Here is a 24,488-nt window from a genome sequence, read left to right on the forward strand (position 1 = left end):
GGGGACGTGATGTTGGACGTAGGGAACAAGTCCCCCGAGGAGGCCGTCGCGGGCACCCCCGCCACCGGCGTCCCCGCTCCCGCCGTCTCCCCCGAAACGGGCGACCACGAAGCGGGCGGCCCCGAGGCGGGCGGCTCCGGAGCGCCGGACGGCCTCGCCCCCGCGCCCCTCCGCCCGTACCTGATCGTCGCGGGCGTCCTGTGCGTCCTCTACTTCCTGTACTCCTGGGTGCAGTACGCGCACTTCCGGACCCCCTCCTGGGACCTCGGGATCTTCGGGCAGTCCGTCCGCGCGTACGCCGAGTTCCGGGCGCCGCTCGTCGACATAAAGGGGCCCGGCTTCCCGATCCTCGGGGACCACTTCAGTCCGGTCACCGCCCTCCTCGCGCCGCTGTACTGGATCTGGCCCTCGCCGGTCGCCCTGCTCTTCGCGCAGGCCGCGCTCTTCGCCGCCTCGTCCGTCGTCGTCGGCCGCACCGCGCAGCAGGTCCTCGGCAGCCGGGCCGTGGGCCTCGGGCTCACGGTCGCGTACGGCCTCTCCTGGGGGCTCCAGGAGGCGGTGAAGTCCGACTTCCACGAGATCGCCTTCGCCGTCCCGCTGCTCGCCCTGACCTGCCGGGCCCTGATCCTCGGCCGCTGGTCCCTGGCCGCCTCCTGGGCGATCCCGCTGATCCTCGTCAAGGAGGACATGGGGCTCACCGTCGCCATGGTCGGCGCGGTCCTCTTCCTCAAGGGGAGCAGACAGCTCGGCGCCGCCCTGGCCGCCTTCGGCGTCTCCGCCTTCGCCCTCACGGTCCTGGTCCTCATCCCGGCGGCGAGCAGCCTCGGCCAGTACGACTACTGGTCGAAGCTGGAGAAGACGGGCGAGGGGACCGACACCTCCTTCGGGCAGGTCGTCGCCGACGCCCTCGGCTCGGGCGAGCGCTGGGAGATGGTCCTCTACCTGCTCGCGATCACCGGCTTCCTCGCCCTGCGCTCCCCGCTGGTCCTGCTCGTCCTGCCGACCCTGGGCTGGCGCTTCCTCTCCCAGGACCCCAACCACTGGGGAATGCTCTGGCACTACAGCGCGGTCCTCATGCCGGTCGTCTTCCTGGCCCTCGTGGACGGCGCCCGCGCGGTGCGCACCTCGCCGCGCGCCTGGCTCGTCTCGTACGGGAAGGTCGTCGTCCCGGTGGCGACGGCGGTCGCGCTCGTCCTCGCCGCGAACCTGCCGCTGAGCGAGCTGCTGAAGCCGGAGACGTACCGGGAGGACGCGCGGGTCGCGCAGGCGCGGGCCGCCGTGGCCGCGGTGCCGGAGGGGGCGAGCGTGGAGACGGACGTCTCGCTCCTCGCCCACCTCACGGCGGACCACCGGGTCTACTGGGCGGGGTCCTCCCAGGACGTCGACCCCGACTACCTCCTCTACGACCTGCGCGGCTGGTCGCAGCAGGCCTCGGACCCGGTGCAGCTGGCTTCGCGACTGCATCCGGGGGCCCGGTACGAACTCACGCACCGCTCGGACGGATTCGCGGTCCTGAAGCGCCGGTGACCCGCCGAAACGCGGAGGGCCCCGGACACCGATCGGTGTCCGGGGCCCTCCGCGTTTCGGTGCCGGCCCGGTGTCAGCCGTTCTCCTTGACGACGAGGGTGCTGCAGACCTTGTCCGCGAAGGTCTGCTTCTTGGAGTCCCAGATCGGCCACAGGTAGCCGATGTAGCAGGCGATGCCGTCGAGGAAGTGCGCCAGCTGGCGCAGGAACGCCTTGCCGAAGCCGAGCGGGCGGCCGTCCTCCTCGCGCAGCGTCCGGGTGCCGACGATCTTCTTGCCGATCGTCTGGCCCGTCGCGCCCTCCTTGTAGATCTGGAAGAAGAACATGAAGACCAGGTAGACGAAGCCGATCAGGGTGAGGATCACCGCGAGGCCGTCCTCGCCGCTGCTGCTGCTGTTGCCGCCCATCGCGGCGCCGACGCCGGCGAGGATGTAGTACGGCACCAGCATGATGGCGCTGTCGATCAGGCGGGACAGGACGCGCCAGCCCCAGTGCGCCAGCGGCGGGACGTTTCCGTAGCCGCCCGCGCCCGGGTAACCGCCACCGGCGTACGGGGAGACCGGCGGGGCGGCCGGGTAGCCGTAACCCTGCTGCGGCGGCACGCCCTGCGGGGCCTGCTGGGGGTAGCCGTAACCGGGCTGCTGGCCCTGCGGGTAGCCGTACCCGGGCTGCTGGCCCTGTCCCTGGGGCTGGCCGTAGGGGTTGTTCGGGTCGCCGAAGCTCATCGCGGGATTCCTCCGTGAATTTCTCTGTGCGGGGACGACGCGGCCCGCGCGGAGGACTTTCACGGCGTTTGAGCGGATTTCCCCCCGGCACTTTCCGCGGTGCTGCGCGGATCATCGTCGTCGCAACGTCGACTTTTTGTCCAGTCGAAAGGTCCCGGAGTTGTGCAAGTGCAACCTTCCGTTCCGGGTCCGGAGCCCCTCGGTGCGAGCGAATTGGAACAAGGCGGGGGGCATCCGGGAAGATGGCTCCATGAGCGCCCAGATTCTCGATGGCAAGGCCACCGCAGCCGCGATCAAGTCCGATCTGACCGTCCGTGTGGCGGCCCTCAAGGAAAAGGGCGTCACGCCCGGCCTCGGCACCCTCCTCGTCGGCGACGACCCGGCCAGCCAGAAGTACGTGGCCGGAAAGCACCGGGACTGCGCGGAGGTCGGCATCGCCTCCCTCCAGCGCACGCTGCCCGGCACCGCCACCCAGGAGGAGATCGAGGCGGTCGTACGGGAGCTCAACGAGGACCCGGAGTGCACCGGCTACATCGTCCAGCTCCCGCTGCCCAAGGGCATCGACGAGAACCGCGTCCTGGAGCTGATGGACCCGGAGAAGGACGCGGACGGGCTGCACCCCACCAACCTCGGCCGCCTGGTGCTCAACGAGCCCGCCCCGCTGCCCTGCACGCCCAACGGCGTCATCACCCTGCTGCGCCGCCACGGCGTCGAGATCAACGGCGCCGAGGTCGTGGTCGTCGGGCGCGGCGTCACCATCGGGCGCTCGATGCCGCTGCTGCTCACCCGCCGCTCCGAGAACGCGACCGTGACCCAGTGCCACACCGGCACCCGGGACCTCGCGGCGCACCTGCGGAACGCCGACATCGTCGTCGCGGCGGCCGGCGTGCCGCACCTGATCAAGCCGGAGGACGTGAAGCCGGGCGCGGCCGTCCTCGACGTCGGCGTCTCGCGCAATGCCGAGGGGAAGATCGTCGGCGACGTGCACCCGGGCGTCGCCGAGGTCGCCGGCTGGATCTCCCCGAACCCGGGCGGCGTGGGCCCGATGACCCGCGCGCAGCTCCTCGTCAACGTCGTCGAGGCCGCCGAGCGCGCGGCCGCGGCGCTCTGACGTGGCGTCCGGGAGCCTCCGGATGCGCCGCGGACCGCGCCGACGGCCGCCCACCGTCACCACCGACACCGCGCGCCCCGAGGGCGGCGGGCGCGCCGCGCCCGGCGCCGCCCCGGCGCCCGCGCGCCAGTGGCCGCTGCTCACGGTCCTCTGCGTCGCCGGGGCCGGACTGCTCGTGGTGGGCACGGACGCGTTCGCGCAGTCCTTCCGGGTGGGGACGATCCTGGTCGGGGTCGCCCTCCTGCTCGGCGCCGTGATGCGGCGGACGGTGCCGTCCGTGGGCATGTTGGCGGTCCGGTCCCGCTTCACGGACATGATCACGTACGGGGTGATGGGCGGCCTGATCGTGCTGCTCGCGCTCATGGTGCAGCCGTCGCCCTGGCTGCGGATCCCGTTCCTGGAGGACATCCTCCACCTGACGGTGACGTGAGCGCCCGGTGACGGGTGCCCCTGGTGGCGGGTGCCTCTGGTGACGGGTGCCTCTGGTGACGGGTGCGGCGCCCGCCCTCTCCCCCGTGGGAGGGCGGGCGCCGACGTGATCAAGGGTCATGTACGTGCCAACGCCGGTTCAAGGCCCGTCAACGCGCTGTGGCACGGAAGTGACCATTCCGGTACCTCGTCCTCCTCATGGGGGCGCGCATCGCCCCCGGAGCTGCCATCCTTCGACGTGGCGGACGGGACAGGGGACGAGAGCAGGGACGAGGGGGGCCGCACATGCCCGGCTGGAAGGCGCTTCCGGAGGAACTCGACCCGGAGGTGCGCGCGTTCACCGAGCGGATCCGCCGCCTTGTCGACCGCAGCGGTCTCGGCGTGGTGGCCGTCGCCGAACGCACCGGTCACGAACGCGCCCTGTGGGACGCGTACCTGAATGCCCGTCGTCCGGTTCCGCGCGGGGCCGTGACCGCCCTCGCGGAGGTCACCGGCGCCGACCCGGCCGACCTCACGGCCCGCTGGGAACGCGCGCGGAGCCGCTTCGCGGCCGGAGTGCCGGGCGGCGGCGTCCCCGGGGCCCCGGCCCCCGAAGGCCCCCGCGCGGAGGACCCGCGGAACGGGGAGCCGTACGGCGGTACTTCCGGCGGCCCGGGGGACGGAGGCCCCGAAGGCCCCGGCGACGACCGCACCATCCAGATCCGCCGCCTCGACCCGGCGGGCCCGGCGGGCCCGGCCGGTCGGGTCGGTCCGGCCCGTCCCGCCGCTCCGGCCCCGCCGGAAGCCGTACCCCCGTCGACCCCCGCACCCCCGCCGACCGGCGGCGAAGGCGATCGCCGCGCCCCCCGGCGCCGCACCACCGTCCTCCTCTACGCCGCCGGGATCCTCGGCGCCCTGCTCGTCGTCACCGCCGCCCTGCTCCTCGTCGACCTCGGCGGCGGCGACGGGCCGGACGGCGGGGACGACGGGCGCGCCGCCGCGCCGTCCACCACCCCCGCCCCGAGCCCCACGTCCCGTACCGACCTCCCCGCAGGGGTGAAGTGCTCCGGGGACGGCTGCGCCGGACGGGACCCCGAGGCCATGGGATGCGGCGGCCCCCTCGCCGTCACCGTCGACCGCGTCCGCGTCGGCACCGCCCGCGTCGAGGTCCGCCACAGCGCCACCTGCGCGGCCTCCTGGGCCCGGATCACCGGCGCCGCCCCCGGCGACACCGTGTCCGTCGAGGTCGCGGGCGCGACCGAGCGCGCCACCGTCCCCGAGGGCGCCGACCCGGCGGCGGAGACCGACGCCTACACCCCGATGCTCGCCGTCGCCCCGCGAGCGGCCGCGCGGGCCTGCGGCACCCTCGCGGACGGCACCGAGGGCTGCACGGCGGGCCGCTGACGCCACCCGCGCGGACGGGTGGCAGTGAGCCGGACCACAAGGGGGTGGGGGTTCAGGGGTGCCCGGGTCGGATAGCCTGACCGCTGGATATCTCTTCACGTCGAGACACCGATCGATCAAGAGGGGTATCCCGCACCAGGGGCAGGGACCCCCACCGCCAGCTGTCTTACGGAGATCGCCATGACCCGCACTCCCGTGAATGTCACCGTGACCGGCGCGGCCGGCCAGATCGGCTACGCGCTGCTCTTCCGCATCGCCTCCGGCCACCTGCTCGGCGCGGACGTGCCGGTCAAGCTGCGCCTCCTCGAGATCCCGCAGGGCGTCAAGGCCGCCGAGGGCACCGCCATGGAGCTCGACGACTGCGCCTTCCCGCTGCTCAAGGGCATCGACATCTTCGACGACCCGAACCAGGGCTTCGAGGGCGCCAACGTCGCGCTGCTCGTCGGCGCCCGCCCCCGCACCAAGGGCATGGAGCGCGGCGACCTGCTCGCGGCCAACGGCGGCATCTTCAAGCCGCAGGGCAAGGCCATCAACGACCACGCCGCGGACGACATCAAGGTCCTCGTCGTCGGCAACCCGGCCAACACCAACGCCCTGATCGCCCAGGCCGCCGCCCCGGACGTGCCGGCCGAGCGCTTCACCGCGATGACCCGCCTGGACCACAACCGCGCGCTGTCGCAGCTCGCGGCCAAGACCGGCGCCTCGGTCGAGGACATCAAGCGCCTCACCATCTGGGGCAACCACTCCGCGACCCAGTACCCGGACGTCTTCCACGCGGAGATCGCCGGCAAGAACGCCGCCGAGGTCGTCGACGACCAGGCGTGGCTGGCCGACACCTTCATCCCGACCGTCGCCAAGCGCGGCGCCGCGATCATCGAGGCCCGTGGCGCGTCCTCCGCCGCCTCCGCCGCGAACGCCGCCATCGACCACGTCCACACCTGGGTCAACGGCACCGCCGAGGGCGACTGGACCTCCATGGGCATCCCGTCGGACGGCTCCTACGGCGTCCCCGAGGGCCTCATCTCCTCGTTCCCCGTCACCACCAAGAACGGCACGTACGAGATCGTCCAGGGCCTGGAGATCAACGACTTCTCCCGCGCCCGCATCGACGCCTCCGTGCAGGAGCTCGCCGAGGAGCGCGACGCGGTCCGCGAGCTCGGCCTCATCTGAGCCGTACCGCCCGACACCCCGGCGCCCCCGGCCCGTACGACCGACCGTACGGACCGGGGGCGCCGTTTTTTCCGCCGACAGGGCACCCCCGCCTCGCCTATGCTGTGCCACCGGCTCCCGGTCAACTCCACGGGAGCGACGGACAGTTCCACACCATCGGGGGAGTTTTGGCGCAGTCGTTCGTACCCCAGCAGCCCGGAGAACCACCCCGTACCCCGCCGCACGGCACCCCGCCGCCGGGCGTCCACCCGGCCACCAGCGAGGCGACCCGGCTGCTCTGCGCCGGGACGTACCTCGACGACGGCTTCCGCGACGCGGTCATCGACGAGCTGTACGTCCACGAGGAGCGCTTCGCCGCCCCCTCCCTCGGCTACGACGCGAGCCGCGTCCTCGCCCACGCGCTGCGCGCCCGCCGCGTCGAACTCGGCTGGGCCGCAGGCGTCCTGGCCCTCTGGATCATCGCGTTCCCGCTCACCAAGGGCCTGGTCGTCCTCCTCGTCGTGCCCTTCCTGCTGCTCGGGATCGCCCGCTGGGTCCGCGGCCGGGCCACCACCGCCGCCACCCCGGTCTACCGCCTCGTCCCCGCCTTCTTCCTGCGCTGGTACGGACGGATCCTGCTGTTCCAGGGCGCCCTGTTCCTCTTCTTCCTCGCCCTCGGCGACCAGGAGGACCGCTGGGAGATCCTCGGCGACCTCTCCGAGGCGGGCGAGTTCCTCGGCGCCCTGTCCCTGCTCGCCGCCGAGGAGGTCTGGGGCGTCGGCAGGCTGGAGGCATGGATCACCGTCGCCGTGCCGCTGCTCGTCGCCTGGGCGGTGGCCGTCCAGCGCGGCCAGTTCGCCCGCGCGCTCACCCAGGAGCTCTCCAAGGAGCGCTTCCCCGACCAGCGCGCCGACCCGGCCGAGCAGGCCGAGGGCGCCCGCTCCCGCCGGCTGCGCGACCGCATCCGGATCGAGCAGCACGCCCGGCTCGTCATGTACGGCGCCGACGACCCGTTCTGCGGCGCCGGCGAACCGTACGAGCCCTGGTCGCTCTCCATCGAGCTGCGCCCCCGCAAGAACCTCGACGGCAAGGCGCCCGAACCGCTCGACAACAGCGCCATCATGCGGCACGTCGTCCCGCTGGTGGAGGCGCTGCGCGTGCCCTCCCCGCACGGCTCGCCGCAGATCCAGGCGGCCGTACGGGACCGGCTGCGCGAGCTGGAGATCGACGAGGTGGTCTTCCTGCCCGTCGACGGCCTCCCGGCCCGCACCGCCGCCCCGTACACCCCGGAGGGCTTCGAGGCGCACCGCTCGGGCTCCATCGAGGAGGGCGGCGAGACCCGCCGCCACTTCCTCCGGATCCGGGTCGGCGGCTGGGGCGAGGAGATCGTCACCACCGTCTTCGTCCGCGTCCACACGCAGGGCGGCATGTTGATGCTGGAGGTCGCCCCGCACGTCCTGCGGCCGGTGAAGCCGCTGTACCGGTACGCCGACCGGATCGCCCACCGCTACCGGCACAACCACCACTTCGGCAAGGCCGTCTGGGCCCTCGGCCAGACCCCGCGCTCCGCCGGGCAGGCCGTCGTCACCCTCTGGCGCGCGCTCGGCCACGCCTGGCGGCTGCTCACCGCCGGTCACGCCCACGCGCTGCCCGAGGGACCCGCCGTCTCGGTCCGCGAGCTCGGCTCCGACGACGACGCCTCCCTGTTCCAGGAGATGGACGTCAGCCGCTACCTGAAGAGCGTCCAGGACCGGGTCGCGAACGGCGTGACGGTCGCGCTCCGCGAAGCCGGCTACGAGACGGCCGAGTTCGAGCAGAAGATCATCCACGTCGCCGAGGGCGGCACCTTCATCGAGAACACCAAGGGCAACGTGACCCTCGGCAACCACAACACCGTCACCAACAAGTCCTTCACCACCTCGACGCCCGGAGGCACCCGTGGCTGACACCGACCGCACCCCGCGCCGCGACGGCATCCAGGTCTCCAACACCGGCGGCAACGTCACCATCGGCGACCACAACACCGTCACCAACACCGTGACCGGCGCCCAGCCGGCCCGCGACCCCCTCCAGGAGGAGCTGCTCCAGGCGATCCGACGCCTGCGCACCGACCTGGGAGGCGTCGTCGCCTCCGAGCAGACGGCCGCCCTGGACGCCGAACTCTCCGACGCCGAGGACGAGATCGAGGGCACCGGCCGCGCGGACGCCGGCCGCCTCACCCGCCTGCGCCGCGCCCTCGCGGACGCGGGCGCCGTGACCGGCATCCTCGCCTCGGGCGTGGCCGTGGGGCAGGCCGTCGGCGCCCTCCTCGGAGGATGAGATGAGCGGGTACGGGGGAGGCGGGGGCGGCGGGGCCCGCTGGAACGACGCGACGCAGAGCTGGGAGACGGGCGCTCCGGGGGCCGGGCCCGCGCCGGAATCCGTCGGCGGGAGCGGCCCGCTCCTCCCGCCGCTGCCGCCGCCCCCGCCACCGTCCGTGCCGGAGCACGGGCCGGAGCACGGGGGGCCGGAGCACACCCTCGCGTACGAGACGCAGTACGGACCGGGGCACGGAGCCCAGTACGTACCGGAGCACGGCCCCCGCTACGTACCGGAGACCGGGGAATGGCAGTACGCGCCGCCCCCGCCGCCCCGCTCCTCCGCGCGGACGGCGGTCGTGGCCGGGGTGGTCGCGGCCGCCGTGGCGGCGGGTTCCGTCGCGGGCTGGCTGCTCTGGGGCGGGGACGACGGGAAGGCCCCGGCGGCGGGCCCGCCCGCCTCGGTGTCGGCCTCGGACCCGGCCCCGGAGGAGACGCCTCCCGATACTCCGGCCCCGTCGCCCTCCACCACCGCCACCCCCGCGGACGACGTGCCCCCGCCCGGCTACCGGACGGTGAAGGACCTCAAGAGCTTCACGATCGGGATCCCCGAGGACTGGCACCGCACCGAGTCCGACCAGGGCGTCTTCTACAACGCCCCGGACGGCCGGAGCCTCCTCCAGGTCTTCGTGGTCACCGAGGACGGCCTGACGCCGTACGACGCCCTGCGCGGAACCTCCCGGGACGGCCGGGCGAACAAGCCCGGCTACGAGGAGATCAGCCTCGAACGGATCACCGGCGAGCCGGACGCCCCGGCCGACACCGCCGAGCTGGTGTACGCGTACGACCGCGACGGGAGCCGCCGCAAGGTGGTCGACCGGGCGTTCACGGCGGCGGACGGCAACCACTACGCGATCCTGGCCGCGGGCCCGGAGGAGGACTGGCCGAAGCAGCGCGAAGTGCTCCGGGTGGCCCTGGAGTTCTTCGAACCGGGACCGTACTGATCCCGGCGTCTCAGGAGGCGGGCGGGGTGTAGTGGCCGGGCGTCATCCGGGTGGTGACGCCGATCCGGTTCCAGGCGTTGATGGCGATGATCCCGGCGATGACCCGGGCCAGCTCGGTCTCGTCGAAGTGCGCGGCGGCGTGCGCGTACACCTCGTCGGGGACGAAGCCGTCGGTGAGGACGGTGACGGCCTCGGTCAGGGCGAGCGCCGCGAGCTCCCGCTCGGTGTAGAAGTGCCGGGACTCCTCCCAGGCGGAGAGCTGCACGATCCGCTCGACGCTCTCGCCCTCCGCGAGGGCGTCCTTGCTGTGCATGTCGACGCAGAACGCGCAGTGGTTGATCTGCGAGGCCCGGATCTTGATCAGGTGGTAGAGGACGGGGTCGACGTCCTTGGCGGCGGCCGTCTCCAGGCGGATCATCGCCCGGTAGAACTCGGGGACCCGTTCGGCGAAGGGCATCCGGGGCGCGTGCTCGTGGGCGCGCCCGGCGAGGTCGGCGGACCGGGGGACGGAAGTGCTCGTACTGGTCATGCCGTCCACCGTAGGAGCCGGATGGCGCAGGGACCTGGTCCATTTCCGTGTCGTACGACTGGGCCACTTAGGGGCCCGGAACCCCGGCGTCAGGACGCCGGACCTCCCTCCACCCAGGACGGGTCCGCGAGGAGCGCCCGCAGCTCGTTCACCAGCCGGGCCGTGTGGAACCCGTCGGCGGCGGCGTGGTGCACCTGGACGGCGAGGGGGAGCAGGACCCGGCCCTCCCGCTCGGTGTACCGGCCGAGCGTGAAGATCGGCGCGAGGTGGTCCCAGCCGCCGCGGATGTTCAGGTTGAACCCGGTGAAGGACGTCCACGGCAGGCTCGACACGTCGAACGCGTTGGGCGGCGGGTCCCCCTGCGGGAAGAGGTCGGTGGCGCGGGCGTGCTCCGCGAGCAGCGGGGCGGCCGCGTCGTGGAACGCGCCGAAGTCGGGGTCGTGGGGCGTCCACACGCACGCGAACGTCTCGCGCGCGGGGTTGAGGACCGTGAAGGCCGGGTGCACGACGGGCCAGACGGCCGGATCGCCCGACGCGGTGAGGCACATCCGGAACTCCTCGTGGCGGTTGACGACCGTGGAGAGCGCCCAGACCTGCGCGAGGTAGGTCTTGCGCGGCGACCGGCGCAGCGCGGCGGCGAACGCGGTGGCGTCGAGCTCCACCGTCATCGAGTACGTGCACGGGACGGCCCGGCGGTAGTGCGCGAAGTGCTGCCGGCGCGGCCAGCTGCCGAGGTCGATCGGGGCGGGGACGTCCATCCGCCCATCCTGACAGCCGCCGGAAAACGGCGGAGGGGCTTTTCCGGCGCGGGGGTATGGTCCGTTTCCATGGCGAACGACTGGGCCGCTTTCGGGGCCGACCTCCATCTGGAACTGCGGGGGACGCGCCTGCGCGCGGGGCTCATGGACGCCCTGCGGGAGGCGGTGCGCAGCGGGCGCCTGGCGGCGGGGACCCGGCTGCCGTCCTCCCGTTCGCTCGCCGCCGACCTCGGCACGGCCCGCAACACGGTCGCCGACGCGTACGCCGAGCTGGTCGCGGAGGGCTGGCTGACCGCCCGGCAGGGCTCGGGCACGCGGGTCGCCGACCGGGCGGAGCCCCGGGACCGTCCGCGCCACCGGCCCCGGGGCTCCGCGCGGCCGGCCACGGCCACCCCCGTCCACAACCTCAGGGCGGGCACCCCCGACCTCGCCTCCTTCCCGCGCGCCGACTGGCTCAAGGCGTACCGGCGGGCGCTCACCGCCGCCCCCGACGAGGCCTTCGGGTACGGGGACCCGCGCGGCCGCCCCGAACTGCGCACCGCCCTCGCCGAGTATCTGGCCCGCGCGCGGGGCGTGCACGCCAGGCCCGGACGGATCGTGGTCTGCGCCGGGTTCGTGCACGGCCTGACGCTGATCGGCCGGGTGCTGCGGGACCGGGGGGCGCGGGCCGCGGCCGTGGAGTCGTACGGGCTGGGGGTCCACGCCGACGTCCTGGCCCGCGCGGGCCTGGACACCCCGCCCCTCCCCTTCGACGAACGGGGCACGAGGGTCGACGGGTTGGCGTCCCTGAACGGCTGCGGGGCGGTCCTGATGACGGCGGCCCACCAGTTCCCGCTCGGCGGGGCGCTGCCCCCGGACCGTCGGGCGGCCGTGGTCGACTGGGCGCGGGCGTCGGGCGGGCTCGTCCTGGAGGACGACTACGACGGCGAGTTCCGCTACGACCGGCAGCCCGTGGGGGCCCTCCAGGGCCTCGACCCCGAGCGGGTCGTCTACCTCGGCACCGCGAGCAAGTCCCTCGCCCCCGGCCTGCGCCTCGCGTGGATGGTCCTGCCGGAGGGCCTGGTGGACGAGGTGGCGGCGGCGAAGGGGGCCGTGGACTGGGTCTCCAGCGCGACGGACCAGCTGGCGTTCGCGGAGTTCCTGCGCTCGGGGGCGTACGACCGGCACGTCCGCGCGATGCGGCTGCGCTACCGGCGCCGCCGCGACCAGCTCGTGACGGCGGTGGCCACGCACGCGCCGGAGACCCGGGTCGGCGGCATCGCGGCGGGCCTGCACGCCGTCCTCACCCTCCCCCCGGACACCGAACGCCCGACCCTGCGGGCCGCCGCCCGCCACGGCCTCGCCGTCCACACCGTCTCCCAGTACCGCCGCCCCACCGCCCTCCCGGCCCCATCCGCCCTGGTCGTCGGCTACGCCACCCCGTCGGACAGCGCGTGGCCGGGGGCGCTGGAGGCGTTGTGCGGGGTGTTGCCCTGAGGAGCACCCCCGCACGGCCCCTCCTTGTCAGGCTGCCCCTGACACACCTACCCTGCGTGTCAGGATCGGCCTGACGGACGGGTCGCCGGTGGAAGAGGATTCGCGATGCTCTCCGAAACGAAGGACCGCGACGGCCGGGCGTGCTCGTTCTGCGCCAAGCCCGAGGCCGAGGTGACCAAGCTGGTCGCCGGTCCCGGGGTGAACATCTGCACCGACTGCGTGGACCTGGCCGCCTCGATCGTCGCCGAGTACCGCCCCGGTCCGACCGAACTGCGGATGCCGATGTGGGGCGAACTGACCGATGCCGAGATGCTGGAGCGACTGCCCCGCGTCGCGGCACTCGCCGACCAGATCGAGGCCGACCTGCGCCTGTGGGTCACGGAACTCCGACGCCGTGGCGTGACCTGGACCAGGATCGGCCAGTCGCTGGGCATCACCCGCCAGTCGGCCTGGGAACGCTTCTCCGGCGAGGAGTGACCGGGGGACCGCCCACGGCGGTTGCGACTCCACGCTTCCGTGGATGGTCACGCCCGGGAACCCCGCCACATCACCCAAGGCCGCTCGACGATCTCGGCGTAACCGGTGTGCTCGGGATGCCCGCGCAGATGCTCGAACGGCCACGTCTGCGCTTCCCCGGGGTCGGTGACCGGCCCGCTCTCGGCGCCGCACTCGGTGTCGTCGTCGCGGAGCGCCAGGCACCGGAACCGGTGCGTGGTCGGCGGGGCGTCGGCGTCCCGGTCGGGCCGCAGGGTCCAGTCGACCAGGGCGAAGACCCGGCTCACGGCGCCGCACCCCGACTCCGTCCGCCGACCGGGGCGGGCCCCTTGAGGGTCATCTTCGGAGGATCGTGCGGATGGTTCCGGATCTCCACCGCGCAGTCCACGGCGGCGGATTCGTCGTGCTGCGGGCCCCTGCGCATGGAGTGGTCGAACCAGCTCGCCAGGTAGGCGCACGGGGTGCATCCGGGGGCCGGTTCGGGGCGGGGGCGCAACTCGTGGTCTGCGGAGAGGACGAGCGTCACGGCGCCGGGGAGGGGCTGTGCTCCGATCACGATCCCACCGCCCGTACGGGAGTGGTGACGACCCGGATGCGCGCCCACTCGGCGTCGGTGGGCCGACGGACCTTCTCGGGCGACGCGGCCCATTCGGCACCGCCGCCCGGAGGCCGCAGGAAGACGCTTCCCCCGTGGCAGCGCGTCACCTCACCGAGCCGGGGCGGGCTCGAACCGGTATCGACCGCATAGCGCTTCGCGGTCGGCGTCCATGCGTCGTCCGACACGTCTCACCGTCCCTCACGTCGTCGTGGTGGAACAGAGCGTGTCGGTTCGCACACAGAGCGACTAGGGGCATCCCTAGGGGCAAGTGGCCCCCGGATACAGACTGTTCACACCCTGAAGGTGAAAGTAGGGGCAAGATGTCCGCATGAGCGTCGGAACCTTGATCCGAGACCTGCGTACGGCCCGAGGATGGTCACAGGGGCGGCTCGCGCAGCAGATCAACGAGGCGTTCCGGACGAATGTCGATCGGGAGTACGTCAGTCGGTGGGAGCGTTCGAAGGTGCGGCCGGGTGGGTTCTACCTTCGATGTCTGTCCGCCGTCCTGGACGTACCCCTGGCTGTCCTCGAGGGCGAGATGAAGCGTCGTACGTTCCTGTCGGACGTGGCCGCCACGGCCATAGCCCCGATCGTGGCATCGGACCTGCTGGCGGCCGGGTTCGGAGCCCGGCTGCACGGTGGACCGACGATCGACGGCTGGGAGGAGAAGCTCGCCACGTACGGCACCGAGTACATGAGCCTGGGGGCGGCGGACATCCAGCGTCGCGTGTCCGGTGAACTCGTCATCGTGCAGCAGCAGCTCGAACATCCGCGGCTGTGGTCGGTCGGAGCCAGGCTGATGACGCTGTACGCGAAGACGTTCCCCGGATCCGACGGCAGCCGCGCGGTCAACTGGTACCGACTCGCGGCGGAGGCCGCCGACCGGTCGGGCGACGATCAGGCCCGTGTGTGGGTCCGGGGGCGTGCCGCGATCGCGCTCGGGTACGAGGGGGCGGCCCTCGGGATGGCGGACCTGTTCGCCGACCAGGCCATGGAGATCAGCGACAAGCCCTCGCTCGGGCTCCTGAACGCGACCATGGGCAAGGCTCACGCGGCGGCTCTTCGCGGGGACCGCGACACCGCCCGGCACCTCATGGACCAGGGGCGGCGCATCTTCGACTCCGCGGGGTCGCACGAGCAGACCTCGGACTACGCGGTGCCGTGGTGGCGCATGAACGTCTTCATGTCCCTCCTCGCGGCACGCCTGGGAGACGAGGCCACAGCCGTTGACGCGCAGGAAGCCGCTCGCCGGGAGCTGCCCGAATCCCTTCCGAGGTTCGCCACCCACCTCGAAATGCACCGGGGGCTGATGATCGCCCGCTCCGGCGACCGGGCCGGCGGAGTCGCGTACGCCCGCGCGGCGCTCGACGCCCTGCCCCCGGAGAAGCACTCGCTGACCCTGCGCCTGTTGATGTCCGAAGTGCGGTCCGCGTAGCGACGCCGTACTCGCCCGGAGGTGGTACAGGGCGGGTGCCTGGAAGGAGTGTGTTCGACGAGGGGGGCTTCCTCGCCGCGCACCTCACCCGTGGTCCGCGACCTGCGCGACCGCGTCCGTACGGTGGCGGAGCTGAAGGCGGCGTAGGGCGGCCCGAGCGTGTTCGGAGCGTCTCCCGCCACCGCCGGCCCGGCCGGCCGTGTCCGGACAGCCCGTGGCCGGGGCGCGAGGGCCCGATCGATCAGGCGGGGCCCCGACCCGCGGCGGCGAAGTAGTGGCGCAGGGTGTCACGGGTGTCCGGAGTGAACAGGTTCTCCCTCGTCGACCGGAGGAGTTCGGACTCCGACAGCCAGCCGTGCCACATCACTTCGTCCGGGTCGGGATCCGGAGCGTCGAACAGGACGGCCTCGTGCACGGCGAGCCAATGGGGGCTGAGTCCGCCGCGGTTCAGGAACTTCACGAGGAAGCGGACCGGGGCTCGAACGCCCAGTTCCTCGGCCAGTTCGCGCGACGCGGCCTCCTCGTAGGACTCGCCCACGGCGACGGCACCGCCGGACGCCACCTCGTAGTGCCCCGGGAACCGGGCGAGGTGCCCGGAACGACGGTGCACGAGGATCCGGCCCTCCCGGTCCCGGCACACCGTCACGGCGATCCGGTGCAGCCAGCCACGGCGAACGGCCTCGCCCCGGCCGACCACCGCCAGGACCCGGTCCTGCTCGTCGACGCGCTCGACCATCTCGGCCACTTCGCCTACGAGCCCCACGGGCGGCTGCCGAGGTACGGCCCCGAGGCGGATGCCCGCTGCCGGTCGAGCTTCTCCAGGACCCGGTCGCGGAGGAGCTCGTACTCCTCGCGGAGCCTGCGCCACTCGGTCACGGGCGGGCGGGGAACGACGATGCCGCCGGTGACCACCTCCTCCGGCCCGAACTGCTCGCGGGTGAGGTCGATCTCGACGCCCGCGCCCAGACGGTTCCACCAGTGGTAGTCCACGCGCTCTCCGCCGACGTGGACCTCTCCGCGGATCAGCTCGCCTCCCAGCAGGTCGTTGAGCACCATGGCGGTCACCCCGCACTGGTCCCGGGCGGGGTTGTCCTCGGTCCAGCGCGACCGGAACTCGGGAGTGCACGTCTCGGCACTCCAACTGCCGCGAACGGCCCGTTCGATGTCGGAAAGGAGCAGTGGCGTCATGCCCGTGATCCTGCCCGCGACCACTGACAACGGCCCGGGGCCGAGTCCTGTCCGTGCGGGCGGGATTGAGGCGGTGGGGGCGCAGACCCGTGCCCCGTGGGCCGTGGGTCCGCGCGCTCGTGCACCCGTAGGTCCGCGGGCTCGCACCCCCGGCTCAGTGCGCGCGGTCCCTGCAATCCGTCGGTCGCAGGACCGCCCCCGGCGGCAGTTCGCTCGGCCGCCGGGCGGGTATCCGCAGGCACGCCCCGGGGGAGTCGGCCTCGGGTGCGTACTCCAGGGTGAGGCCGTTCAGCGCGGTGACATCCCCGCCGTGGTGCAGCTCCGCCGACCGCGCGCCCTCCGGGAAGCGGCCGGTCAGGGTGCCGAAGGCGACCGTGTCGGGGTCGTCGGCTGCGCACTCGTGGATCTCGAAGCGCCAGTGCGCGGCCGCGTCGGCCAGGAGTGACCTGCCCGTTCCGCCCAGGCCGGTGAGGAAGTCGGTGTGGGCGCGCAGGTGGTGGGCGAGGGCGCAGCAGAGGGGGACCGTGGTCCCGTCGGGCGTCGCGACCCGCTCGTACCCGGCGTGCGGGCGGAAGCACAGGGCCTCGTCGAGCAGGGCGAGCGCGGTGTCCCTCGCCGCCGGATGGCCCCGCCGGGCGATCTCCAGGAGCAGGGGCGCGGCGAGCACGGCCGCCGGGAACACCGTGCCGCTGTGGTCGTGGACGATCCCGCCGCAGCCGAGCAGCGACCCGGCCTCCGCCGCCCGCACCAGGTTCGACGCCCCGGAGAGGACCCGCAGGCCGGGGGCGACGCGCTCCGGCTCGTACCACCCGGGAGGGCCCGGCACCGTGCCCCAGTCCACCGCTTCGATCTGCTCCAGCACGGCCGGATCATCGCACGCGGCCGCTCCCTGTCCGGGCCGGTTCATCGCACGCGCCGCTCCCTATCCGGGCCGGTGCGCGCGCCCGGTCTCCCGCTCCGGTGCCTCCCCGAACCGCGCCAGTGTCAAAGAGCCCGCCACCGCCACCGCGAAGCCGGTGATCGCGAGCCAGCCGAGGCCGGGGCGGGTCGTGTCGCCGAGCCAGGCCACGCCGACCGCCGCCGGGCCGAGGGTCTCGCCGAGGACCATGCCGGCCGTCGCCGTGGTCACCGAGCCCCGCTGGAACGCCGAGGTCAGGAGCAGGAACGCGGCCCCGCCGCCCGCCAGGAGGGCGTACAGGGCCGGGTCCGCCAAGTCGAGGCCGTCGATCAGGCGGACCGCCACCTCCACCACCCCGAAGCCGAAGCCCGCGCCCAGGCCGAGGGCGAGCGCGCGCGGGCGGTCCGGGAGCCGGCCGGCCGCCGCGCCGAGCAGCAGGATCCCGAACACGACGGCCAGGAGCGCCCAGTCCAGGGCCTCCGGGCCCGCCCGGTGCCCCTCCTTCCCCGAGGCGAGGGCCAGCATCGCGAGCCCCGCGCAGACCACCGCCACGGCCGTCCGCTCCACCCGGCTCAGCCGCACCCGGAGCACCCGCGAGGCGACGACCGCCGTCACCGCCAGGCTCGCCGCGAGGGCCGCGCCGACCACGTAGATGGGCAGCGTCCGCAGCGCCACGACCTGGAGGACGAACCCCAGCCCGTCCAGGCAGAGACCGGCGAGATATCGCCACTGCCGCACCGCCCGCCACAGCAGCGCGACGTCGACGCCGCCGCCCGTGCCGGGCTCCGAGGCGCGGGCCGCCACCGCCTGGAGGACGGAGGCCGTGCCGTAACAGATGGCTGAAGCAAACGCACAAATCATCCCGAGGAGCACGAAACGACTTTAGGGCTTGCGACCGGAAAGCGCCGGACTGGACTGGCGGTCGCGGCATGTGTGACCGTGAGGGGCGCGGCCGTGAGGATCGCGACCGCGAAGGGGGAGGGTGACAGACATGCGGAGGCTGAGGTCGAGCACGGTGGTGCTCGGCGGGATGGGCGTGCTCGCGGCCACGATCACGGCGTGCGGGTCCGAACCGGACAAGCGGTGCGTGGACCGGCTGAGCCGGGAGCAGCTGCCCCGTTACGAGTGCGAGAGCGGCAGCGGCGGCAGCGGAAGCAGCAGCGGCACCGCCGGCACCACCCCCCGCGGCTCCTACTACTACGGCGGCTCCGTCAGCGACCGGAAGGTGAGCGGCGGCAGCTTCGACAAGACCGCCGTCGACAGCGGCGGCTTCGGCTGCTCCCGCACCGGCGGCGGCTGAGGCGGGCCGGACGCGTGGAACGCCACACCATCGAACCCCGCCCGGACTGGCAGCGGACGGTCGAGGAGCAGGGGCTCGTCTATCCGCTGACCCGCCACCCCGACGGCTCGCTGCGCCCGTACTGGGACGAGAGCGCGTACTACTCCTTCTCGCTGCCCGAGGTCGAGGCGCTGGAGGAGGTCGTCGAGGAGCTGCACGCGATGTCCCTCGCCGCCGCCGCGCACATCGTCGAGAAGGGGCGTTTCGCCGAGCTCGGCATCACCGACCCGCGGCTGGCCGGGCTCGTCGCCGAGTCCTGGCGGCGCAGGGACGAACTCCCCTCGATCTACGGGCGGTTCGATCTGCGGTACGACGGCACCGGCCCGGCCAAGATGCTGGAGTACAACGCCGACACCCCGACCTCCCTCGTGGAGGCCGCAAGCCCGCAGTGGTTCTGGATGGAGGAGCGGTTCCCCGGCGCCGACCAGTGGAACTCCCTCCACGAGCGGCTCGTCGACGCCTGGAAGCGGCAGGCCCGCCTGCTGCCGCCCGGCCCCGTCCACTTCGCCCACTCGGACGGCGACGAGCTCGGCGAGGACCTGATGACGGTCGCGTACCTGCGCGAGACCGCCCAGCAGGCCGGTCTGGAGACCGAGGCGCTCTCCGTCGAGCAGATCGGCTGGGACCGGCTCTCGGGCCGCTTCGTCGACGACCGGCTCCGCTTCCTCCGCAGCTGCTTCAAGCTCTACCCGTGGGAGTGGCTGACCACCGACCGCTTCGGTCCGCACGTCCTGGACACCCTCGACAACGGCGGCGGCACCGGCACCACCTGCTGGATCGAGCCCGCCTGGAAGATGCTGCTCTCCAACAAGGCGCTGCTCGCGATCCTGTGGGAGCTGTACCCGGACCACCCCAACCTGCTGCCCGCCTACCTCGACGGGCCGCGCGAACTCGCCGCCACCACCGGCTGGGTCGCCAAGCCGCTGCTCGGCCGCGAGGGCGAGGGCGTCACCCTGCACGAGGCCGGCACGGAGCCCCTCGTACGGGACGGGGAGCCCCACTGCTACCAGGGCCTCGCCCCGCTGCCCGACTTCGACGGCAACCGGGTCGTCCTCGGCGCGTGGGTCGTGGAGGACGAGGCGGCGGGCCTCGGCATCCGGGAGTCGGCGGGCCCCGTCACCGACGAGTACGCCCGCTTCCTCCCGCACGTGATCCTCTGACGGCGGTCCCGGACCGGCCTACTCGGGGACGTACTCCCTGAGCGGCGCGGGCCTCAGGCCCGCCTTCCCGGCCAGGGCCAGGGCCCGCTCCAGGTCCTGCTCCAGGGTCTCGTTGAAGTGCAGCAGGATGATGTCGCCGGCCTTGAGCTCCGGGGTCGGCGGGGTCCACTGGCCCCAGGTGGTGAGGTCGTGCGTCCAGGTCACCACGGCCTTCGCCCCGCAGGCGCGGGCGGCGGTCAGGGTGGTCGCGTCGTACGTGCCGTACGGCGGGCGCAGCAGCCGGGGCCCGTCGCCGAACCGGGCGAGGTGCTGGTCCCGGGCCCCGCAGAACTCCGCCTTCTGCCCGGCCGCGTCCAGCGTGGTCAGGTCCGGGTGGTTGACGGTGTGGTTCTCGACCCGGGACGGGCCGTGGTCGAGCAGGGCGCGGAAGTACTCGGGGTCGTACGAGTACGCGCCGGGCAGCAGGAAGAGCGAGGCGGGCACCCGTCGGTCGAGCAGCAGCTTCGCGGCGGCGGGGTCGTGGTACCAGCCGTCGTCGATGGTGATGAAGACGACCGGGTCGGTGGTCTCGACGTGCGAGACCACCGGGACGGGGGCGGGCCAGGCCGTCTCGGGGACGGCCTGTGCGGGTCCCGTGACCGCGCCGACGAGCGCGAGCGGGACGAGGGCGGCGAGCGCGGCACGCACGGCGTGGCGCGAGCGGGGTCTCGGCATGGCCGCATCATTGGCCTAGACCAACTGTCGTGTCAATGGTCCGCGTTGACCCGGATGGGCCCGTCGCCCCCCGCCGCCCCTTTCGAACCGGACCCGCCCCGCACCGGACCTGCCCCGAACCGGACCCGCCCGAACCGGACCCTCTCGGTCCGACAGCGCCCCCGCCCCTTTCGCGACGGACCCGCCCCGCACCGGACCCCTCAGCCCGACAGCACCCCCCTCAACTGCTCGAGGCCCCAGTCCAGGTCCTCCTTCGAGATCACCAGCGGCGGGGCGATCCGGATCGTCGAGCCGTGGGTGTCCTTCACCAGGACCCCCCGGTCGAGCAGCCGCTCCGAGATCTCCCGGCCCGTGCCCTTCGACGGGGCGATGTCCACGCCCGCCCACAGCCCGCGCCCCCGCACCGCCTCCACCGCGCCGTCGCCCACCAGCAGCCCCAGCTCCGCGTGGAGGTGCTCGCCCAGCTCCGCCGCCCGCTCCTGGTACTCGCCCGTCCGCAGCATCGCGACCACCTCCAGGGCCACCGCGCAGGCCAGCGGGTTCCCGCCGAAGGTCGACCCGTGCTCGCCCGGCCGGAAGACCCCGAGCACGTCCCGGTCGGCCACCACCGCCGACACCGGCACCACCCCGCCGCCCAGCGCCTTCCCCAGGAGGTACACGTCCGGCACCACGCCCTCGTGGTCGCACGCGAACGTCTTCCCCGTACGGCCCAGGCCCGACTGGATCTCGTCCGCCACGAACAGCACGTTCCGCCGCCGGGTCAGCTCCCGCACCCCCGGCAGATAGCCGGCCGGCGGCACCAGGACCCCCGCCTCGCCCTGGATCGGCTCCAGGAGCACCGCCACCGTGTTCTCGGTGACCGCCGCCTCCAGGGCCGTCAGGTCCCCGTACGGCACGATCTCGAACCCCGGCGTGTACGGCCCGAAGTGGTCCCGGGCCTCGTGGTCCGTGGAGAAGCTCACGACCGTCGTCGTCCGGCCGTGGAAGTTGTTCGCCGCCACCACGATCTTCGCGTGCCCGTCCGGCACGCCCTTCACCTCGTACCCCCACTTCCGGGCCGTCTTCACGGCCGTCTCCACCGCCTCCGCCCCGGTGTTCATCGGCAGCACCGCCTCCTTGCCGCACAGCTCCGCGAGCCGCGTACAGAAGTCGGCGAACCGGTCGTGGTGGAAGGCCCGCGAGGTCAGCGTCACCCGGTCCAGCTGGGCCTTCGCCGCGTCGATCAGGCGCCGGTTGCCGTGCCCGAAGTTGAGGGCCGAGTACCCGGCGAGCAGATCGAGGTACCGGCGGCCCTCGACGTCGGTCATCCAGGCGCCGTCCGCCGAGGCGACGACGACCGGGAGGGGGTGGTAGTTGTGGGCGCTGTGCGCCTCCGCCGAAGCGATGGCGTCTTCTGTCCTCGACACGGGATCTCCGTTCGTCCTGCGGCCCGGGGCGGGTGCGGCCCCTTTTCCTATCGTCGCTCGCGCACCGGACGGGGAAACCTCCGACACGGCCCGCCGTCCGGCTACGCTGACGGCACGCACGGCGACTGGCGCACGGGGAAGCGACCCCGGGGGAGCCGTGCGCGGCAGACCACACGAGGCGCCGCCCGCCTGGGCGTCCCGGGACCGACGTCCCGCGTGGTGCCGCGACCTCCTCGCCGTGCCCCGGGACACCGACCACGCCCGGAGGACACCACCGTGACCACCACCGAAGCCGTCACCACCGCAGGCACCACGGACACCGCAGGCACCACGGACACCGCACGTGCCACAGACACCGCACGCACCACGGACACCACCGCCACCCACCCCGCCCTCGCCGCCGCCGACCCCGAGCTCGCCGCCCTCGTCGGCGCCGAGGAGCGGCTCCAGGCCGACACCCTGCGCCTCATCCCCAGCGAGAACTACGTCTCCGCCGCCGTCCTCGAAGCCTCCGGCACCGTCCTCCAGAACAAGTACAGCGAGGGCTACCCCGGCCGCCGCTACTACGAGGGCCAGCAGAACGTCGACCGGGTCGAGACCCTCGCCGTCGAGCGCGCCAAGGCCCTCTTCGGCGTCGACCACGCCAACGTCCAGCCCTATTCCGGCTCCCCGGCCAACCTCGCCGTCTACCTGGCCTTCGCCGAGCCCGGCGACACCGTCATGGGCATGGCCCTGCCCATGGGCGGCCACCTCACCCACGGCTGGGGCGTCTCCGCCACCGGCGCGTGGTTCCGGGGCGTCCAGTACGGCGTGCGCCGGGACACCGGGCTCGTCGACCTCGACGAGGTCCGCGACCTGGCCCTGAAGGAACGCCCGAAGGTCATCTTCTGCGGCGGCACCGCCCTGCCCCGGACCGTCGACTTCGCCGCCTTCGGGGAGATCGCCCGCGAGGCCGGCGCCGTCCTCGTCGCCGACGTCGCCCACGTCGCGGGCCTGATCGCGGGCGGCGCCCACCCCTCCCCGGCCGGGCACGCCGACGTGATCTCCACGACCACCCACAAGACCCTGCGCGGCCCGCGCGGCGCCATGCTGCTGTCCCGCGAGGAGCACGCCAGGGCCCTCGACAAGGCCGTCTTCCCCGGCCTCCAGGGCGGCCCGCACAACCAGACCACCGCCGCCATCGCGGTCGCCCTGCGCGAGGCCGCCCAGCCCTCCTTCCGCACCTACGCCCACGCCGTCGTCGCCAACGCGAAGGCCCTCGCCGAAGCCCTCCTCGCCCGGGGCCTCGACCTGGTCTCCGGCGGCACCGACAACCACCTGATCCTGATCGACCTCACCCCCGGGCGGGTGCCGGGCAAGACCGCCGCCAAGGCCCTCGACCGGGCCGGGATCGTCGTGAACCACAACACCGTCCCCTACGACCCCCGGAAGCCCTTCGACCCCTCCGGCATCCGCATCGGCACCCCCGCCCTCACCTCCCGGGGCCTCGGCACCGAGCACATGCCGCTGGTCGCGGACTGGATCGACCGGGGCGTCAGGGCCGCCGGCACGGGCGACGAGGACGCCCTCGCCGCGATCCGCGCCGAGGTCGCCGGTCTGATGGCCGCCTTCCCGGCCCCCGGCCTCCCCGTCTGACCCGACCGCCGCCGGAAGGGGGCGCGGACCGTCGCGCGCACTGTGTTCCTGGTCTCATCCGCCCGGGGGCACGGCCGCCGCGAGCCGGAACCGCGCCCCCGCGCGCGTACCACTGACGGGCCGGCCGGGCGGGACCCGTCCCACCGGTCGGGCGGGGACCGGTCCCGCACCTGAGAGAATGATGTGCATGGCCTTTGACAGTCCCCGTGTGCTCTCCGGAATCCAGCCCACCGCCGGCTCGTTCCACCTCGGCAACTACCTCGGCGCCGTCCGCCAGTGGGTCGCCCTCCAGGAGACCCACGACGCCTTCTACATGGTCGTGGACCTGCACGCGATCACGATCCCGCAGGACCCGGCCGAGCTGCGCGCCAACACCCGGCTCGCCGCCGCCCAGCTGCTCGCCGCCGGCCTCGACCCGGAGCGCTGCACCCTCTTCGTCCAGAGCCACGTGCCCGAGCACGCCCAGCTCGGCTGGGTCATGAACTGCCTCACCGGCTTCGGCGAGGCCTCCCGCATGACCCAGTTCAAGGACAAGTCCGCCAAGCAGGGCGCCGACCGCGCCACCGTCGGCCTCTTCACGTACCCGATCCTCCAGGTCGCGGACATCCTGCTCTACCAGGCGAACGAGGTCCCGGTCGGCGAGGACCAGCGCCAGCACATCGAGCTGACCCGCGACCTCGCGGAGCGGTTCAACGGGCGCTTCGGCGAGACCTTCACGATCCCCTCGCCGTACATCCTGAAGGAGACGGCGAAGATCTACGACCTCCAGGACCCGTCGGTCAAGATGAGCAAGTCGGCGTCCACGCCGAAGGGCCTCATCAACCTCCTGGACGACCCGAAGGTCACCGCGAAGAAGGTCAAGAGCGCCGTCACCGACACCGACACGGTGATCCGCTTCGACCCGGAGAACAAGGCCGGCGTCTCCAACCTCCTCGGCATCCTCTCCACCCTCACCGGGAAGAGCGTCCCCGAGCTGGAGAAGGACTACGAGGGCAAGATGTACGGCGCGCTCAAGACGGACCTCGCCGAGGTGATGGTGGACTTCGTCACGCCGTTCCGGACCCGCACCCAGGAATACCTGGACGACCCGGAGACGTTGGACTCCGTCCTGGCCAAGGGCGCGGAGAAGGCCCGCGCGGTCGCCGCCGAGACCCTCGCGCAGACGTACGAGCGGATGGGCTTCCTGCCCGCCAAGCACTGAGTCCGAGGACCCTGGTCACGAGGGTGGTGCAG

General features: G+C 73.4%; 26 protein-coding genes and 1 pseudogene. 15 read left to right on the forward strand and 12 right to left on the reverse strand.

Annotated elements, in window-relative coordinates:
* The first annotated feature begins 9 nt into the window (after positions 1-9).
* On the forward strand, positions 10-1,527 hold the full coding sequence (locus ACIQVI_RS15125; RefSeq protein WP_403595498.1) for a DUF2079 domain-containing protein: 1,518 nt from the start codon (positions 10-12) through the stop codon (positions 1,525-1,527).
* 73 nt (positions 1,528-1,600) lie between these two features.
* Here ACIQVI_RS15125 and ACIQVI_RS15130 read toward each other — a convergent pair whose 3' ends face one another.
* Positions 1,601-2,251, reverse strand: a complete 651-nt coding sequence (locus ACIQVI_RS15130; RefSeq protein WP_351970091.1) for an RDD family protein — start codon at positions 2,249-2,251, stop codon at positions 1,601-1,603.
* A gap of 250 nt (positions 2,252-2,501) precedes the next feature.
* Between ACIQVI_RS15130 and ACIQVI_RS15135 the strand changes: the two genes are divergently transcribed.
* From ACIQVI_RS15135 to ACIQVI_RS15165, 7 genes and pseudogenes are all read left to right on the forward strand, one after another.
* On the forward strand, positions 2,502-3,362 hold the full coding sequence (locus ACIQVI_RS15135) for a bifunctional methylenetetrahydrofolate dehydrogenase/methenyltetrahydrofolate cyclohydrolase (RefSeq protein WP_351970092.1): 861 nt from the start codon (positions 2,502-2,504) through the stop codon (positions 3,360-3,362).
* 58 nt (positions 3,363-3,420) lie between these two features.
* Positions 3,421-3,792: pseudogene (locus ACIQVI_RS15140) on the forward strand (DUF3017 domain-containing protein); the annotation flags it as partial.
* Between the two features lie 284 nt (positions 3,793-4,076).
* On the forward strand, positions 4,077-5,174 hold the full coding sequence (locus ACIQVI_RS15145) for a DUF2690 domain-containing protein (protein WP_403595502.1): 1,098 nt from the start codon (positions 4,077-4,079) through the stop codon (positions 5,172-5,174).
* A gap of 180 nt (positions 5,175-5,354) precedes the next feature.
* Positions 5,355-6,344 carry a malate dehydrogenase gene (locus tag ACIQVI_RS15150; protein WP_121832465.1) on the forward strand — a complete coding sequence of 330 codons (990 nt, stop codon included), beginning with the start codon at positions 5,355-5,357 and terminating at the stop codon, positions 6,342-6,344.
* 167 nt (positions 6,345-6,511) lie between these two features.
* Positions 6,512-8,269, forward strand: coding sequence for a hypothetical protein (locus ACIQVI_RS15155; RefSeq protein ID WP_403595505.1), 1,758 nt, complete (start codon positions 6,512-6,514; stop codon positions 8,267-8,269).
* Positions 8,262-8,642, forward strand: a complete 381-nt coding sequence (locus tag ACIQVI_RS15160; protein ID WP_351970095.1) for a hypothetical protein — start codon at positions 8,262-8,264, stop codon at positions 8,640-8,642. Before ACIQVI_RS15155 ends, ACIQVI_RS15160 begins: the two co-directional genes overlap by 8 nt.
* A gap of 1 nt (position 8,643) precedes the next feature.
* Positions 8,644-9,624: a serine/arginine repetitive matrix protein 2 gene (locus ACIQVI_RS15165; RefSeq protein ID WP_403595508.1), complete on the forward strand. Its 981-nt coding sequence runs from the start codon at positions 8,644-8,646 to the stop codon at positions 9,622-9,624.
* A gap of 10 nt (positions 9,625-9,634) precedes the next feature.
* Here the strand turns inward: ACIQVI_RS15165 and ACIQVI_RS15170 are convergent, their stop codons facing one another.
* Together ACIQVI_RS15170 and catA are read right to left on the reverse strand one after the other, a co-directional pair.
* Complete coding sequence (locus tag ACIQVI_RS15170) at positions 9,635-10,153, reverse strand: carboxymuconolactone decarboxylase family protein (RefSeq protein WP_403595511.1); 519 nt, start codon at positions 10,151-10,153, stop codon at positions 9,635-9,637.
* Positions 10,154-10,242: 89 nt separating this feature from the next.
* The gene (catA, locus tag ACIQVI_RS15175) at positions 10,243-10,911 is read right to left on the reverse strand and encodes a type A chloramphenicol O-acetyltransferase (RefSeq protein ID WP_403595514.1); all 669 of its coding nucleotides are present in this window, start codon (positions 10,909-10,911) and stop codon (positions 10,243-10,245) included.
* 69 nt (positions 10,912-10,980) lie between these two features.
* On the opposite strand from catA, the gene ACIQVI_RS15180 reads away from it, so the two are divergent.
* Together ACIQVI_RS15180 and ACIQVI_RS15185 are read left to right on the forward strand one after the other, a co-directional pair.
* Complete coding sequence (locus ACIQVI_RS15180; protein WP_403595517.1) at positions 10,981-12,387, forward strand: PLP-dependent aminotransferase family protein; 1,407 nt, start codon at positions 10,981-10,983, stop codon at positions 12,385-12,387.
* Positions 12,388-12,492: 105 nt separating this feature from the next.
* Entirely contained in the window at positions 12,493-12,864 is a 372-nt protein-coding gene (locus ACIQVI_RS15185) for a ClpX C4-type zinc finger protein (RefSeq protein WP_403595521.1), read from the forward strand.
* 47 nt (positions 12,865-12,911) lie between these two features.
* On the opposite strand, the gene ACIQVI_RS15190 is transcribed toward ACIQVI_RS15185, so the two are convergent.
* Genes ACIQVI_RS15190 through ACIQVI_RS15200 form a run of 3 tightly spaced genes read right to left on the reverse strand, consistent with a single transcriptional unit; the run spans position 12,912 to position 13,665 of the window.
* Positions 12,912-13,169: a hypothetical protein gene (locus ACIQVI_RS15190; protein ID WP_403595524.1), complete on the reverse strand. Its 258-nt coding sequence runs from the start codon at positions 13,167-13,169 to the stop codon at positions 12,912-12,914.
* On the reverse strand, positions 13,166-13,438 hold the full coding sequence (locus tag ACIQVI_RS15195) for a hypothetical protein (RefSeq protein ID WP_403595527.1): 273 nt from the start codon (positions 13,436-13,438) through the stop codon (positions 13,166-13,168). Before ACIQVI_RS15195 ends, ACIQVI_RS15190 begins: the two co-directional genes overlap by 4 nt.
* On the reverse strand, positions 13,435-13,665 hold the full coding sequence (locus ACIQVI_RS15200; RefSeq protein ID WP_403595530.1) for a hypothetical protein: 231 nt from the start codon (positions 13,663-13,665) through the stop codon (positions 13,435-13,437). The genes ACIQVI_RS15195 and ACIQVI_RS15200 overlap by 4 nt, the downstream gene beginning before the upstream one ends.
* Positions 13,666-13,808: 143 nt before the next feature.
* Here ACIQVI_RS15200 and ACIQVI_RS15205 point away from each other — a divergent pair, with 143 nt between their 5' ends.
* Entirely contained in the window at positions 13,809-14,915 is a 1,107-nt protein-coding gene (locus ACIQVI_RS15205) for a helix-turn-helix domain-containing protein (RefSeq protein ID WP_403595533.1), read from the forward strand.
* Between the two features lie 241 nt (positions 14,916-15,156).
* Here the strand turns inward: ACIQVI_RS15205 and ACIQVI_RS15210 are convergent, their stop codons facing one another.
* The 4 genes from ACIQVI_RS15210 to ACIQVI_RS15225 form a co-directional block, all read right to left on the reverse strand.
* Complete coding sequence (locus tag ACIQVI_RS15210) at positions 15,157-15,651, reverse strand: NUDIX hydrolase (protein ID WP_403596853.1); 495 nt, start codon at positions 15,649-15,651, stop codon at positions 15,157-15,159.
* Positions 15,652-15,665: 14 nt separating this feature from the next.
* The gene (locus tag ACIQVI_RS15215; RefSeq protein ID WP_351970107.1) at positions 15,666-16,103 is read right to left on the reverse strand and encodes a hypothetical protein; all 438 of its coding nucleotides are present in this window, start codon (positions 16,101-16,103) and stop codon (positions 15,666-15,668) included.
* Between the two features lie 154 nt (positions 16,104-16,257).
* Positions 16,258-16,965 (reverse strand): hypothetical protein, encoded by a 708-nt coding sequence (locus ACIQVI_RS15220; protein WP_403595536.1) that lies wholly within the window; start codon positions 16,963-16,965, stop codon positions 16,258-16,260.
* A gap of 60 nt (positions 16,966-17,025) precedes the next feature.
* Complete coding sequence (locus tag ACIQVI_RS15225; protein WP_403595539.1) at positions 17,026-17,862, reverse strand: hypothetical protein; 837 nt, start codon at positions 17,860-17,862, stop codon at positions 17,026-17,028.
* A 130-nt stretch (positions 17,863-17,992) separates the two neighbouring features.
* On the opposite strand from ACIQVI_RS15225, the gene ACIQVI_RS15230 reads away from it, so the two are divergent.
* Positions 17,993-18,301, forward strand: a complete 309-nt coding sequence (locus tag ACIQVI_RS15230) for a hypothetical protein (protein ID WP_351970110.1) — start codon at positions 17,993-17,995, stop codon at positions 18,299-18,301.
* Positions 18,302-18,315: 14 nt separating this feature from the next.
* A complete protein-coding gene (locus ACIQVI_RS15235; RefSeq protein ID WP_403595542.1) occupies positions 18,316-19,500 on the forward strand; it encodes a glutathionylspermidine synthase family protein in 1,185 nt (394 codons plus the stop codon).
* Positions 19,501-19,518: 18 nt separating this feature from the next.
* On the opposite strand, the gene ACIQVI_RS15240 is transcribed toward ACIQVI_RS15235, so the two are convergent.
* Together ACIQVI_RS15240 and rocD are read right to left on the reverse strand one after the other, a co-directional pair.
* The gene (locus ACIQVI_RS15240) at positions 19,519-20,214 is read right to left on the reverse strand and encodes a polysaccharide deacetylase family protein (protein WP_403595545.1); all 696 of its coding nucleotides are present in this window, start codon (positions 20,212-20,214) and stop codon (positions 19,519-19,521) included.
* 200 nt (positions 20,215-20,414) lie between these two features.
* A complete protein-coding gene (gene rocD, locus ACIQVI_RS15245; protein WP_351970113.1) occupies positions 20,415-21,620 on the reverse strand; it encodes an ornithine--oxo-acid transaminase in 1,206 nt (401 codons plus the stop codon).
* Between the two features lie 276 nt (positions 21,621-21,896).
* Here rocD and glyA point away from each other — a divergent pair, with 276 nt between their 5' ends.
* Positions 21,897-23,255 carry a serine hydroxymethyltransferase gene (gene glyA / locus ACIQVI_RS15250; protein WP_403595548.1) on the forward strand — a complete coding sequence of 453 codons (1,359 nt, stop codon included), beginning with the start codon at positions 21,897-21,899 and terminating at the stop codon, positions 23,253-23,255.
* Positions 23,256-23,442: 187 nt separating this feature from the next.
* Positions 23,443-24,456, forward strand: a complete 1,014-nt coding sequence (trpS, locus tag ACIQVI_RS15255) for a tryptophan--tRNA ligase (protein WP_403595551.1) — start codon at positions 23,443-23,445, stop codon at positions 24,454-24,456.
* The last annotated feature ends 32 nt before the right edge of the window (positions 24,457-24,488 follow it).

This window comes from Streptomyces sp. NPDC098101, assembly GCF_044760185.1.
GTDB lineage: Bacteria > Actinomycetota > Actinomycetes > Streptomycetales > Streptomycetaceae > Streptomyces.

Bases quoted from the DNA above. Each gene is read 5' to 3' on its own strand.
- ACIQVI_RS15170 (WP_403595511.1), bottom strand. From the start codon at position 10,153: ATGACCAGTACGAGCACTTCCGTCCCCCGGTCCGCCGACCTCGCCGGG.
- ACIQVI_RS15185 (WP_403595521.1), top strand. From the start codon at position 12,493: ATGCTCTCCGAAACGAAGGACCGCGACGGCCGGGCGTGCTCGTTCTGC.
- ACIQVI_RS15125 (WP_403595498.1), top strand. From the start codon at position 10: ATGTTGGACGTAGGGAACAAGTCCCCCGAGGAGGCCGTCGCGGGCACC.
- ACIQVI_RS15135 (WP_351970092.1), top strand. From the start codon at position 2,502: ATGAGCGCCCAGATTCTCGATGGCAAGGCCACCGCAGCCGCGATCAAG.
- ACIQVI_RS15145 (WP_403595502.1), top strand. From the start codon at position 4,077: ATGCCCGGCTGGAAGGCGCTTCCGGAGGAACTCGACCCGGAGGTGCGC.
- ACIQVI_RS15215 (WP_351970107.1), bottom strand. From the start codon at position 16,103: ATGACGCCACTGCTCCTTTCCGACATCGAACGGGCCGTTCGCGGCAGT.
- catA (WP_403595514.1), bottom strand. From the start codon at position 10,911: ATGGACGTCCCCGCCCCGATCGACCTCGGCAGCTGGCCGCGCCGGCAG.
- ACIQVI_RS15165 (WP_403595508.1), top strand. From the start codon at position 8,644: ATGAGCGGGTACGGGGGAGGCGGGGGCGGCGGGGCCCGCTGGAACGAC.
- ACIQVI_RS15210 (WP_403596853.1), bottom strand. From the start codon at position 15,651: ATGGTCGAGCGCGTCGACGAGCAGGACCGGGTCCTGGCGGTGGTCGGC.
- ACIQVI_RS15205 (WP_403595533.1), top strand. From the start codon at position 13,809: ATGAGCGTCGGAACCTTGATCCGAGACCTGCGTACGGCCCGAGGATGG.
- ACIQVI_RS15180 (WP_403595517.1), top strand. From the start codon at position 10,981: ATGGCGAACGACTGGGCCGCTTTCGGGGCCGACCTCCATCTGGAACTG.
- ACIQVI_RS15240 (WP_403595545.1), bottom strand. From the start codon at position 20,214: ATGCCGAGACCCCGCTCGCGCCACGCCGTGCGTGCCGCGCTCGCCGCC.
- ACIQVI_RS15225 (WP_403595539.1), bottom strand. From the start codon at position 17,862: ATGATTTGTGCGTTTGCTTCAGCCATCTGTTACGGCACGGCCTCCGTC.
- trpS (WP_403595551.1), top strand. From the start codon at position 23,443: ATGGCCTTTGACAGTCCCCGTGTGCTCTCCGGAATCCAGCCCACCGCC.
- ACIQVI_RS15130 (WP_351970091.1), bottom strand. From the start codon at position 2,251: ATGAGCTTCGGCGACCCGAACAACCCCTACGGCCAGCCCCAGGGACAG.
- ACIQVI_RS15150 (WP_121832465.1), top strand. From the start codon at position 5,355: ATGACCCGCACTCCCGTGAATGTCACCGTGACCGGCGCGGCCGGCCAG.
- ACIQVI_RS15230 (WP_351970110.1), top strand. From the start codon at position 17,993: ATGCGGAGGCTGAGGTCGAGCACGGTGGTGCTCGGCGGGATGGGCGTG.